Raw genomic sequence first — 12,076 nt, 5'->3', positions numbered from 1 at the left:
CGGGCGCCCCGTCGCGCCGACCAGGGGATACCAACTGGTCGGTATGAAGTCCGGCAAGCAGCCGGAGAGAGGCAGTCATGACAACGACCGCACCGGAACACCTCCTGACAGCCAAGGGGGTGACCGTGCGCTTCGGAGGGCTCACCGCGCTCGACGACGTCGGGCTCCGGGTCGACCCGGGCTCCGTCGTCGGTCTCATCGGACCCAACGGAGCGGGAAAGACCACCCTCTTCAACGTCCTGTCCGGGGTGCTGCGCCCCACCAGGGGAGCCGTCTCGTGGAAGGGGGCGCCGCCACCCGGCAGGCGCACCCACCACCTGGCCAGGGCCGGGATCGCCCGGACCTTCCAGGGCCTCAACCTCTTCCCGATGATGCCCGTCATCGGGAACGTGATGGTGGGCGCCGACCGCCTCGCCAGGGGCGGGGCGTTCTCCCTCGTCAGCGGCCTCGGACGGCACCACCGCGACGAACGCGAGCTGACGGAGCGGGCCATGGCCGCCCTGGAACGCTTCGGCGTCGCCGAGCACGCGCACCGGCTGCCCGGCACCCTGCCCTACGGGGTGCAGAAGCAGGTCGCCCTCGCCCGGGCCTGCGTCGGCGAACCCGAACTCCTCCTCTTGGACGAACCCGCCAGCGGGCTCTCCGGCCACGAGATGACCGAACTGGCCGATCGGATCCGGGGACTCAGCCAGGACATGGCGGTGGTCCTCGTCGAACACCACATGGACCTGGTCATGGACGTCTGCGACCGCGTCGTCGTCCTCGACTTCGGCAGGGTCATCTCCTCCGGGACCCCCGAGGAGGTCCAGGCCGACCCCGCCGTCACCCGGGCCTACCTGGGCACCTCCACCGACCCTGCCACCGGACCCGACGACCGGAACGGGGACCCCCGATGACCCGGCACCTGCTCACCGTCGAGGACCTCAGTGCCGCCTACGGCGCCGTCCGGGCCCTCGACGGCGTCAGCCTCACCGTCCCCGAACGCGGACTGTGCGCCGTCCTCGGGGCCAACGGCGCGGGCAAGACCACGCTCCTGCGCACCCTCACCGGCCTGCACCGCGCCGCTTCGGGGCGAGTCCTGCTCGCGGACGAGGACATCACCCGGCTCCCCACGGAACAGGTCATCACCCGGGGTCTGGCCCACGTCCCCGAGGGCGGGGGCGTGGTCGTCGAACTCACCGTGGAGGAGAACCTGCGCCTGGGGTCCCTCTGGCGCGCGGACCGACGCGACCGGACCACCCTCGACGAGGTCATGGACCTGTTCCCGCCCCTGGCGGAGCGCCGGGCGAAGGCCGCCGCCACCCTCTCCGGCGGGGAGCGGCAGATGCTCGCCATCGGCCGCGCGCTCATGGCCCGGCCCCGCGTCCTGCTCCTCGACGAACCCTCGCTCGGCCTCGCGCCCCTGATCACCCGGCGCATCCTCGACCTGCTCCGCGACCTGCGCGACCGCACCGGCCTCACCGTCGTCCTCGTCGAGCAGAACGCCGCCGGGGCCCTGTCCGTGACCGACCACGGCTACGTCCTCAACCAGGGGAGTGTCGTGGCGGAGGGGCCCTCCGCCGAACTCCTGGCCGACGACCGCACGCGCCACGCCTACCTCGGCTTCTGAGGGAGACCCCCATGAACTACTTCGTCACCCTGACCCTCAACGGGCTGGCCTCCGGGGCGGCCTACGCGGCACTGGCGCTGTCCCTGGTGATCATCTACCAGGCCACCCGGCTGGTGAACTTCGCCCAGCCCGCGCTCGCGCTGCTCTCCGTCTACACCGCCTACACGGTCACCCAGCTCACCGGTTCCTACTGGCTCGGGTTCGCCGCCGCCCTGACGGCCGGGCTGCTGGTCGGCGCCTTCGTGGAGCGCGTCATCATCCGTCCCATCGCCCGCACCTCCCAGCTCAACGCCATCATCGTCACCCTCGGCCTCCTCCTGGTGGTCCAGGGCGGTGTCGGCATGGTCTGGGGCAACGAGCAGCACGGCTTCCGCTACGCGTTCAGCTACGTGGGCCGCTTCGCCCCCTCGGACGTGTTCGCCCTGGTCTCCGTGGGAGTGGTCGCCCTCCTGCTGTTCGCCCTGTACCGGTTCACACCCCTCGGACTGCGGATGCGTGCCGCCGCCTTCCATCCGGAGGCGGCCCGGCTCAGCGGGGTGCGGGTCGGCCTCATGCTCACGGCGGGCTGGGGCATCGCCTCCCTCATCGGCGCGCTGGCGGGCATGCTCGCCGGGCCGCCGTTCATCTCGCCGAACGTCTTCGACGTCGTGTTCGTCTTCGGGATCACGGCGGCGGTGGTGGGCGGCCTGGACAACCCCTTCGGCGCCGTGATCGGCGGTCTGCTCATCGGGCTCGGCATGTCGTACGTCTCCGGGTTCCTGGGGCCCGAACTGGCGACCCTCGCCGCCCTCGTCATCGTCGTGGCCGTCCTGAGCGTACGACCCGACGGCATCCTCTCCCGACCGACCGCGCGAAAGGTCTAGCCAGCCATGCCCCTGCCCGTCCGCCACCTGCTACTGGCCGCCCTCGGCCTGGCCGCCGTCGCCGGGCTGCTGTCCGTGACCGGCGACCTCACCGCCCTGCGCATCGCCGCGGTCGGGTACACCATGCTCGCCGTCGCCGGACTCCAACTGCTGGTCGGCGGCTCCGGACAGGTCTCCCTCGGCCACGGCGCGTTCATGATGATCGGCGCCTACTCCATGGCGCTGCTGGTTCTGCACCAGCCGACCCTGCCGCTGGCCGTCAACCTCGGCGTCATCGTCGTGGTGTCCGTCGCGGCCGGTGTCGCGGTCGGCGCCGCCAGCGCGCGTCTGCACGGCCCCTACCTGGCCGGGGCCACACTCATTCTCGCCGTCGGCCTGCCGGGGCTGGCCCACCGGTTCCACGCGTTCCTCGGCGGCAGCAACGGCCTCAACATCCGTACCGCCGGAGCCCCGCCGTTCCTCGACGGACTCGTGACCACCAGCGAGTGGCGGGCCCTGGTCGTGTGGACCACGGTCGTGCTCGGCCTCGCCGCGCTCGCCACGATCTCCGCCGGGCGCCTCGGCCGCCGCATGCGCGCCATCCGGGACGACGAGACCGCCGCCGCCATGGCGGGCGTCCCGGTCGGCGCCACCAAGGTCGTCGCCTTCGTGATCGCCTCCGCAGCGGGTGGCCTGGCCGGAGGCCTCCAGGCCTACGTACTCGGCACCGTCACCCCCAGCAGCTTCACCCTCGTGCTCTCGCTGACCCTGCTCGCCGCGCTCGTGCTCGGCGGCATCGGCAGCCTGTGGGGCGCGCTGTGGGCCTCGATCGCCATCGTCTACCTGGACGTGTGGGCCACCGACCTCGCACGGGCGGCGAACCTGGGACGCAACGCCGAGAACAACCTGCCGGTGGTGTTTTTCGGCGTCGTGCTCATCCTCGTCCTGCGCTTTTGGCCCCTCGGCGTCCACGGCGCCCTCCGAAGCCTCGGAGCCCGCCTTCGGGCGGTCCGCTCCGACACCTCCTCGAGAACCCCCCAGTGAAGGAGACAACCATGCGCGAACACGGAACCCGGGTCCTGTTGGCCCCGGCCCTGGCCCTGGTCATGCTGGCCGCGGCCTGCTCGGGCGCGGGCGAGGTCGGCCAGGGCGCCGACGTCGACCTGGACGTGGCGCCGGGCGTCACGGACGACGCCGTCGTCATCGGCACCCACCAACCGCTCACCGGTCCGGCCGCCCCCGGGTACCTGGCGGTCTCCCAGGGAGCGGGGGCCGTGTTCGACTACGTGAACGACCAGGGCGGGGTCAACGGGAGGCGGATCGACTACCGGGTCGAGGACGACGGCTACGACCCCTCCCGGACCATCGACGTCACCCGCCAACTGGTCATCGAGGACGAGATCTTCGCGATGGTGGGCGGCCTCGGCACGCCCACCCACGGCGGCGTCATCGACTACCTCAACGACGAGGGGGTGCCCGACGTCTTCCCGGCCTCGGGGGCCCTGGCCTGGAACAACACGGAGGAGCACCCGCTCACCTACGGCTGGCAGACCGACTACACCAAGGAAGCCAAGATCCAGGGCGAGTACATCACCGAGAACTTCGCCGGGCAGGACGTCGGGTACCTGTTCCAGAACGACGACGTCGGCGAGGACTCCCAGGCCGGACTCGACCAGTACCTGTCCGCCGAGGTCGTGGCCCGCGAGCACTACGAGTCGGACATCCCCGACCTCGGCTCGCAGATGGCGGAGTTGGAGAACGCCGGGGCGGAGGTGGTCGTCTGCTCCTGCATTCCGGCCTTCGTCGCGCTCGGCATGCTCGAGGCCGCCCGGATCGGCTACGAGCCCCAGTGGGTGATCTCCAGCATCGGCGGGGACACCGCCACGCTCCAGGCGCTGCTCACCGAGTTCACCGAGGACACCGACGCTGAGGGCGTCCCGGCCGACGCCTTCCTCGAAGGGGCGGTCGTGACGAGCTACATGCCGCGCGTTGAGGACGAGGACGACGAGTGGGGCCGGTTCTTCGTGGACGTGTACGAGGAGTACGGACACGGCGGGCCGCCCACCAACACGCACATGTTCGGCATGACCCAGGCCGTCATGTTCGCCCAGGTCCTGATGTCAGCGGGGGAGGACCTCACCCGCCAGTCCCTGGTCGACGCCCTGGAGACCCAGGAGTGGCAGGGTCCGGGCTTCACGCCCTTCTCCTCCAGTGAGGGTGACCACGGCGGCCACCAGGGCGTGTACGTCGTGCGGTTCGAGGCGGGCGGCGCCATCGAGATGGTCCAGGAGGCCCGGGTGACCGACCGCGAGGACGGCCCCGTCGAGGAGGTCGACTTCGAGCGGCTCTCCCCGCAGGACCTGCCCTTCCACGACTAGGTCCTGTTGTTCTGGATGCTTTCGCTGGTGTCGGCGGAGCCGACATCGCGAGCGCGGAATGATCCAAAGACAGAGCCCAGTCCGGGCAGCCGTCGCGGCGGCCGTGATCTCGGGCCCCGAGGGTGCTTCCCCCGCTCCGCTCACCGCGTGCCGCGCCCCGTCCTCCCGTACGGGAGGACGGGGCGCGGACGTCTCTTCCGTGGAGTGGGAGGGCCCCGGGAACGCGGGGTCGATCAGGTCGCTCCGGAGGGGGCGCCTGGTCGATCCGGAATCCGCGAGACGAGCGCGCGTCCAGCGCGCCGTACGACGGATCTAGGCCGGAGGACCCGTCCCGGCGCCGAGTGAGTCCGAGACGAACTCGGGGAAGGAGCGGGGCGCCCTGCCGGTGACGTCCTCCACCACCGTGGTCGTGCGGTCCTCCGCCCCGGCGGCGATCCGCTCGTCCATGGCGGCCAGCAGGTCCGCGAACCGAGCGGGCAGCCCGTACCCCTGATGGAGCCGGGACAGCTCGGCCACGCTGACACGGCGGTGCCGAACCGGACGTCCGGTCGCCTCGGCCAGTGTGGCGGCGACCTCGTCGAAGCTCAACGGTCGCGGCCCGGTCAGCACCAGGTCGGCCCCGGCCGGAACCTCGCCCATGAGCGCACGCGCCGCGACCGCCGCGATGTCACCCGGGTCGATGAAGGGGGTCCTGCCCTGCCCTGTCGCGCTGACGATCTCACCGTCGCGCCGGTGGGAATCGGCGTGCGGGTGGTCGCCGGTGAAGTTGCTGGAGAACCAGGTGGGACGCAGAACCACCGGGTGGGGGACGAAGGAGCCCAGGCGAGCTCCGAGCGCGCCGAGTCCCGGGGCTCCGATCGGCACCGCGGACGAGCCGAGCAGGACCACCCGCTCCACCCCCTCGGCGCGGGCGGTCTCCAGGAACGGGATGACCGGGGTCTCCGGGTCGGCGGCACCGGGGGGAGCCACCAGGTACACCGCCCGGACGCCCCGTAGAGCGTCAGCGTGGGTGGTCGGGTCGGCCCAGTCGAAGCGCACGTCGGTGCCGGGGGAGCGCCCTGCCCGTCGGACGGGGGCGGCGTGGTCGTCCAGGAGGCGGGCGAGGCGGGAGCCGGTCGTTCCGGTGGCGCCGGTGATCAGGATCGTCACAGCGCGGCCTCCGCGTCCGATCCGAAGTCGAGCGGGTTCCAGTAGTCACGGTAGTGCCGGATCAGGCCGCCGGAGATCGTCAGAACGGCCACGTAACGGGCTGTGTAGGGTGCGTCGGTGGGGACCCTGCGTCCGCTCACCGCCAGTTCGGCGACGATGACCTCCGGGACGGTGGTCTGGTGGACGGTGACGTCGTGCACGCTCTGGACGTTGAGCTTGTCGGTGTAACCGGCCAGGTAGGCCTCGATCGTCTCTCGGCCTTCGAGGCGCCGGGGAGCCCCCGGGGGCGCGAAGGGGAACTCCATCACGGCGTCCTCGGCGTACAGGGCGGTGAAGGCCCGCATGTCGTGGGAGAGCAGGTGTTCGGTGGCGCGGCGGAAGACCGTCGTGGGACTGTCGGGCACAGTTGCTCCTCTAAGCTGTGACGCATAATCGGACCACTGGTCCGTTTCGACTATAGCGGACTATCGGTCCGTTTTGGGGGTGGGGTCCGTGCGGGCGGACAAGGCGCGTAACCGAGAGGCGATTCTGGCGGCGGCGGCCCGTCTGTTCGACGAGGCGGCCGACCCCGACCAGATCTCGATGGACGCGGTGGCGGGGGCCGCGGGGGTCGGCAAGGGCACGGTCTTCCGCGGCTTCGGTGACCGCAGTGGCCTGATTCGGGCGCTGTACGACCAGTACGCCGCCCATGAGTTCCAGGCCCTGCCCGAGAACGTGCCGGACCTGCTGACCCGTGTCTGGGACTTCAAGCGGCGACACCGGGTGCTGGCGCTGGCGCTGGAGCAGGAGGGCTTCGCCAGTCCGTACGGCAACGAGAGCTACGACCGGCTCCACCGGCACCTGGCGGACCTGGTCAGCCGGGCCCGGGGGCCGCGTAACGCTGACTTCCTCGCACACGCGCTGTTGGCCGCCGTGCGTGGCGACCTGGTCGAGTACGTACGGGAGGAGTCCGGAGTGGACCCGAGGGAGGGCCTCCGTGAACTGGCGCGGTCCGTCCTGGGCCGGTCAGGCCGGGTCGAGGCGCCCGGAGGAGGAGAGGACCCGATCGACGAGGTCCTCCACGAAGGCGCGGGAGGACGGCTCCGCCTGGAAGGAGATCCTGGCCAGGACGCCCCCCACCAGTAGCGCCAGGGACGGTTCGACGTCCTCGGCGGGCAGGTGGGCGCGCAGCACCGACGCCAGTGAACTGGTTCCCGCCTCGTAGAGCCTGCGGCGGAGTTCGTCCACCGCCGGGTCGCTGCCGCTGCGCTCCAGGAGTCCCCCGAGGACCCGGTCCAGGTGCCCGCCCGCCAGGTCCTCGGCGAAGTCGACCAACCCGTCGACGAGGTCCGCGCGCAGGTCCCCGGTGGGTTCGGGGTGGTCGGTCTCGTCGCAGATCCTGCCGACGGACGCCCGCATCAGGTCCAGGCGTGTCGGCCAGTGCGCGTAGACGGTCGCCTTGGAGTAGCCGGCCCTGCGCGCCACCTCCGCGTGGGTGACGGCGGCCCACCCCTCGTCCGCGAACAGCCGCACCGCGGCGTCGACCACGTCACGGTGCGTGCGCTGGACCCGGGGGTCCTCGCCGGACGCCTTCCTCTCTCCCATGGCCGTGATCCTACCGGGGTCCTCTGGACGCGGCGGTAGATTCTGAACTACTAGTACATTACTGTACGAGTAGTTCATTTAAATGTTGGCGGCAGGGGCCTCGGGAGCCCGGGGATCCGACCGCGAGACGAGCGAGAGACGAGCGACGCCATGACGAAGACCGATCCGCCGCGGGGCGGTCCCTCCGCGCCCCGGGGCCTGAACAGCACCCTGTGGGTCGCGCAGTGGGCCCTGGCGCTGGTGTTCGTCGGCGGGGGAGTCTGGAAACTGGCCACGCCGTTGGCGCAGGTCGCGGAGGTCTTCCCATGGGTCGGGGAGACACCCCTGCCGCTCTTCCTCGTGACGTCCGTACTCGACGTCCTCGGAGGGCTCGGGGTCCTCCTCCCCGCGCTCAGCCGTGTCCTGCCGGGGGTGACCGTCCTGGCCGCCGCCGGATGCGCCGGGCTCCAGGTGTCCGCCATCGCCTTCCACCTCCTCCGGGGCGAGACCGACGTCCTCTTCAACGTGGTCGTGCTCGTCCTTGCGGTCCTGGTGGCCTGGGGCCGCTGGACCCGGGTGCCCCTGAAGCCCAGGGCGTGAGATGACGGCGACCATGGGAAGGGGCCGGTGGGGAGGGGATCCCCACCGGCCCCGACCGGGTCTCATCGCGACGACCCGACGCAGGATCAGCCGCCGTGCGGGCAGGAGTCCCGGTAGTCGGAGAAGTCGGTGCCGATCCCCGTGCGGGGCGGCGGGCACAGGAACTGCTCATAGCGCTCGTCGTCGTCCACGAACCGCTTGAGCCACGAGATGCCGTACTTCGCGATGGTGGTGTTGGAGACGTTCGGCGCGAAGTGGCTCGCGCCGCGCAGCTCCAGGTAGGCCCGGTCCAGGGAGCTGGGCAGGCTCTCGTACATCGGGATGGCGTGCGAGCGGACCGACGCGGTGACGTCGTTCTGGGCGCCGACGACCAGCGTGGGCGTCTGCACGCTCGACCAGTTCTTCTGCGTGTGCCAGGGGGTCAGAGGGATCGCCGCGCGCAGCTCCGGCCGCGAGTCGACGGCGGCCAGGGTGCCGCCACCGCCCATCGAGTGCCCCATGACGGCCATGCGGTCACTGTCCACGCGGTCGCTCACCGAACTGCTGTCGGCCAGGTAGTCCAGAGCGGCCTCCAACTGGCGGCCCCGACTGTTCGGCTGGTCGTACCGGGTGTTCGTGTCGATGGTGAACACCACGAAGCCCTGCGAGGCGAAGCGGTGCCCGTACCAGGACATGGACGACTGACCGGCGGTGTAACCGGGGGCGACCACCACGCCGCCGAAGGTGCCCTGGGAGGTGTCGGTCGGATAGTAGATGGTTCCGCCGCCGAAGCCGCTCACCAGGGAGGACACGGAGGTCGTGGCGGTGTCGAAGTGGCCCCGGGGCGCGGTGACGCTCTGCTCCGTCGGGGCCGGACCGCGTTCGTGCGGGTTGGCGGCCTGCGCCGGTGCGACGGCCGCACCCGCGCCGAACAGGGCCAGACCCACCACCAGAGCGGACTTCGCGGCGAGCGCCGCCGCCCAGGAACGGGTGCGCGGCACCTGAGCGGTCGGGTGGGCGGGGGCGCTCCGGCGGGAGCGGGCGGTGCGGGGTACCGGTGAGGGGGACACGGGGGACAGGGGATGGTCGGTACTCACGTCGTCTTCCTTTTCTCGCGCAGCGGGAATCCACGGCTCGCCGTGGACGCCACGGATCCGTTTTCCCGTCGGTATTCGAGGGAGGAACGCACGGGATTCGCATCCGTTCCGTGGGCGTGCGTTCACTATGAAGACGAAGGTGTGAACACGCATCCGTTGAACCACCAGTGCTTGCGGCGCCCCAGTTCACGCGTTCGAAAAGGGGACGACCACCGTTTCACCGGCCCATACCGCGCCACCAGCTGAGCAGCCTGCCCAACAGGTCCTCTGGCGGCTGCTCCTCCTCTGCGACCGCCGGGACCTGCTCCATCTCCTGGGTCTGGAGCTCGGGCGGCTCGCTCAGGGGCCCGGGGGTGAACGTGACCGGCAGTTCCCGCGCCCCGTGCAGGAACGGTGACGTCAGCAGGCGCAGCTCCTCCGGGGGCACCGCGAGCCGCAGCCCGCCCAGCCGCTCCTGGAGGACGGTCACCCCGGTCGAGGCCACGAGGCGGCCCAGCGACCGCGCGGGGCAGCTGTGCGGCCCGGCCCCGAAGGTCAGGTGCGCGCGGCTGCCGCTGGACACTCCGGTGTCCGGGTCCGACCTGCCCCGCCGCACGGCCGGGTCGCGGTGCGCGGCGTCGACCCCGAGGTAGAGGGCGTCGCCCTTGCGCACCCGCGCGTTGCCGATCCGCACGTCCTGGAGGGCGACCCGTCCGGCCAGGAGTTGGAGGGGGCTGTCGTTCCACATGATGTGGTCCAGGAGGTCGTGCGTGGACAGACGCGCGTCCGTGTTGGCGGAGCGGATGCGGTCGTCGGTCAGCAGAGTGCGCATCGTGTTGCCGATGAGGTGGACGGTCATCATGTGGCTGGCGCTGACCACCAGGGACGCCGCGTAGGCGACCTCCTCCAGGGTGAGGTCCGTGGAGCGTTCGAGCATCCAGCTGGTCAGGTCGTGCCCGGGCTTGTCGGCCTTGCGGGCCACCAGACCGGCGAAGTACTGCTGCAGGCCGGTGATGGAGTCCTCCGAGCGCTGGGAGTTCTCGCTGAAGATGACCGCGGTGAGGTCGTTGAGCATGTGGCCGTAGCTGTCGGGCAGGCCGAAGAGTCGGTTGGCCACCAGGGCGGGGAGCAGCTGGGCGTAGTCGCTCACGAGGTCGGCTTCGCCGTCCTTGACGAACCGGTCGACCAGGCCGTCGGCGATCCGGTGCACGGTGCGGGCCATCGCGGTCATGTCGATCCTGGCCAGCCCGTCCATGATGGGCGCGCGCAGCCGGGCGTGCTCGGAGCCGTCCGCGTAGAAGGCGTTGGGCAGCCAGGTCATCATCGCGACGGTGTTGTCGAGGTCGACGCGTCCCTCGGTCGCCTCGCGCCAGTTGCGGGTGTCCCGGGAGAACAGGTGCGGCTGCTGGAGGACGGCGAGGCTCTCCTGGTAACCGAGCAGGAGCCAGGCGCGCACTCCGGGCTCCAGCTGGACCGGGGCGATCGGCCCGTGCCGTTCGCGCAGGTGCTGCCAGAGTTCGGCGCGCCCCTCGTGCGGGGTGGGGTCGTAGAGGCGGACGTGGTCGACCGGGCAGCCCTGGGCGGAGGGGGGACCGGGGGCCTGGGCGCCCTGTTCCGCGCCCGACTCCGAGTTCTGGGATTCACCGTGCTGAGTCGTGGTCATTTCGGGTGGCGGACACCCGGAACACATTCACGGGGCCGCTTCCCTCCCTTCGAGGAGACGTGGCTCTGTCATGGTGACGGGAAGGGGGAAGCGGGAGATCCCGAAATCGCTTCGGGGCGGCGGCCGGGGATCGAGCCAACCTGGTCGTGGCATTCTAGGTTTGTCGACACCCGATTTTCAACAGGAACGGATTATTCGCGTCGTCCCTTTCGTTCCCGGAGTTTGTTTCTTCTCTTTTGTCCCGCGCTGGGTGGCTGTCCCGAGAGTGCCGGATTGTCACTGGTGATCCCTAGAGTTACCTGTGTGAGCGATCGATGGAGTACCGACGAAGTCTGGGCTCTGGCTCCGGACCCCTCTTCACACAAGGCCGCACTCAAGGTGGCCAAGGCGGGATCGTGGCCCCAGAGCGGAGTGGTGGTCGCCGACGACGGCGGCGGCACCTCGGCGGTCTGGGGTGAGTGCAAGGGGAGCGGGAGCAAGCCCTACCTGGCGGCCGCGCACCTGGACGGGGACGGCGGACCCGCCTACAAGTGCAGCTGCCCCAGCCGCAAGTTCCCCTGTAAACACGTCCTGGCCCTGCTCTCCCTGTGGAGCCAGGACACCGTGGCCGAGCGCGAGGACCGGCCCGAATGGGTCACGACGTGGCTCTCCGGCAGGGTCGCCAGACAGGAGCGCGCGAGCGGCGCGGCCGCATCCGCCCCGGTCGACCCGGACAGGGCCGCCGCCACCCTGCGCGCCCGGGAGAAGACGGTCGCCGCCGGGCTGGAGGAGCTCCGGCTCTGGCTGCACGACCAGGTGGACGGCGGCCTCGCCGAGGTCCCCAAACTCGGCTACGGGCACTGGGACCGCATGGCCAAGCGCCTGGTGGACGCCAAGGCGGGCGGCGCCGCGTCCCTGGTCACCCAGCTCCCCCAGAACGGCGGGGCCGACCGCTGGCCGGATCGCCTCCTGGAACGCCTGGGCATGCTGCACCTGCTGACCGACGCCTACCTCGCGGGTGAGGACGGCGACCCCCGGTTCCGGGCGGTGCTGCGCTCCCGGGTGGGCATCCCGACCCGCTCCGAGGAGGTCCTGGCCAGCGGTGAACGGGTGCGGGACACATGGCGGGTGCTCGGACACCGTGACGCCATCACCCCGGACCGCATGCGCGGCCGCCGCCAGTGGCTGCACGGGGCCTCGACCGGCCGCCTCGCCCTCTCCCTCACCTTCGCCCCGCC

General features: G+C 71.2%; 12 protein-coding genes and 1 pseudogene. 8 read left to right on the top strand and 5 right to left on the bottom strand.

The features are described from left to right. Positions 1 to 77 precede the first annotated feature (77 nt). The 5 genes and pseudogenes from ADX84_RS20090 (at position 78) to ADX84_RS20070 (ending at position 4,829) form a co-directional block, all read left to right on the top strand. Positions 78 to 896 carry an ABC transporter ATP-binding protein gene (locus tag ADX84_RS20090; RefSeq protein ID WP_049577676.1) on the top strand — a complete coding sequence of 273 codons (819 nt, stop codon included), beginning with the start codon at positions 78 to 80 and terminating at the stop codon, positions 894 to 896. Next, positions 893 to 1,609 (top strand): ABC transporter ATP-binding protein, encoded by a 717-nt coding sequence (locus tag ADX84_RS20085; protein ID WP_049577673.1) that lies wholly within the window; start codon positions 893 to 895, stop codon positions 1,607 to 1,609. Before ADX84_RS20090 ends, ADX84_RS20085 begins: the two co-directional genes overlap by 4 nt. 11 nt (positions 1,610 to 1,620) lie before the next feature. Next, on the top strand, positions 1,621 to 2,472 hold the full coding sequence (locus ADX84_RS20080) for a branched-chain amino acid ABC transporter permease (RefSeq protein WP_049577668.1): 852 nt from the start codon (positions 1,621 to 1,623) through the stop codon (positions 2,470 to 2,472). Between the two features lie 3 nt (positions 2,473 to 2,475). Continuing rightward, positions 2,476 to 3,495, top strand: a pseudogene (locus tag ADX84_RS20075) (branched-chain amino acid ABC transporter permease); the annotation flags it as partial. An 11-nt stretch (positions 3,496 to 3,506) separates the two neighbouring features. Continuing rightward, positions 3,507 to 4,829 (top strand): ABC transporter substrate-binding protein, encoded by a 1,323-nt coding sequence (locus ADX84_RS20070; protein WP_049577662.1) that lies wholly within the window; start codon positions 3,507 to 3,509, stop codon positions 4,827 to 4,829. Between the two features lie 312 nt (positions 4,830 to 5,141). Here the strand turns inward: ADX84_RS20070 and ADX84_RS20065 are convergent, their stop codons facing one another. Both ADX84_RS20065 and ADX84_RS20060 read right to left on the bottom strand, forming a co-directional pair. Continuing rightward, on the bottom strand, positions 5,142 to 5,978 hold the full coding sequence (locus tag ADX84_RS20065) for an NAD(P)H-binding protein (RefSeq protein ID WP_049577658.1): 837 nt from the start codon (positions 5,976 to 5,978) through the stop codon (positions 5,142 to 5,144). Beyond that, positions 5,975 to 6,382 carry a nuclear transport factor 2 family protein gene (locus ADX84_RS20060; protein ID WP_049577654.1) on the bottom strand — a complete coding sequence of 136 codons (408 nt, stop codon included), beginning with the start codon at positions 6,380 to 6,382 and terminating at the stop codon, positions 5,975 to 5,977. Before ADX84_RS20060 ends, ADX84_RS20065 begins: the two co-directional genes overlap by 4 nt. Positions 6,383 to 6,470: 88 nt before the next feature. Here ADX84_RS20060 and ADX84_RS20055 point away from each other — a divergent pair, with 88 nt between their 5' ends. Beyond that, on the top strand, positions 6,471 to 7,103 hold the full coding sequence (locus tag ADX84_RS20055; protein WP_234004085.1) for a TetR/AcrR family transcriptional regulator: 633 nt from the start codon (positions 6,471 to 6,473) through the stop codon (positions 7,101 to 7,103). Here ADX84_RS20055 and ADX84_RS25710 read toward each other — a convergent pair. Continuing rightward, the gene (locus ADX84_RS25710) at positions 6,984 to 7,562 is read right to left on the bottom strand and encodes a TetR/AcrR family transcriptional regulator (RefSeq protein ID WP_156208139.1); all 579 of its coding nucleotides are present in this window, start codon (positions 7,560 to 7,562) and stop codon (positions 6,984 to 6,986) included. The two genes, ADX84_RS20055 and ADX84_RS25710, sit on opposite strands and share 120 nt — an antisense overlap. Positions 7,563 to 7,712: 150 nt before the next feature. Between ADX84_RS25710 and ADX84_RS20050 the strand changes: the two genes are divergently transcribed. Continuing rightward, complete coding sequence (locus tag ADX84_RS20050; protein ID WP_049577646.1) at positions 7,713 to 8,141, top strand: DoxX family protein; 429 nt, start codon at positions 7,713 to 7,715, stop codon at positions 8,139 to 8,141. 86 nt (positions 8,142 to 8,227) lie between these two features. On the opposite strand, the gene ADX84_RS20045 is transcribed toward ADX84_RS20050, so the two are convergent. Next, positions 8,228 to 9,121, bottom strand: coding sequence for an alpha/beta hydrolase (locus tag ADX84_RS20045; RefSeq protein WP_049577712.1), 894 nt, complete (start codon positions 9,119 to 9,121; stop codon positions 8,228 to 8,230). 313 nt (positions 9,122 to 9,434) lie between these two features. Then, positions 9,435 to 10,859: a cytochrome P450 gene (locus ADX84_RS20040; protein WP_049577641.1), complete on the bottom strand. Its 1,425-nt coding sequence runs from the start codon at positions 10,857 to 10,859 to the stop codon at positions 9,435 to 9,437. Positions 10,860 to 11,237: 378 nt separating this feature from the next. On the opposite strand from ADX84_RS20040, the gene ADX84_RS25705 reads away from it, so the two are divergent. Then, positions 11,238 to 12,076, top strand: an 839-nt coding sequence (locus ADX84_RS25705) for an SWIM zinc finger family protein (RefSeq protein ID WP_049577708.1), incomplete at its 3' end; no start/stop codon positions are given.

Origin of the sequence: Nocardiopsis sp. SBT366 (assembly GCF_001083815.1) — a bacterium.
In the GTDB taxonomy this organism is placed as follows: Bacteria; Actinomycetota; Actinomycetes; order Streptosporangiales; family Streptosporangiaceae; genus Nocardiopsis; species Nocardiopsis prasina.
Note: the sequence above shows the minus strand (reverse complement) of the source record. Positions and strands in the feature narration are given on the sequence as shown.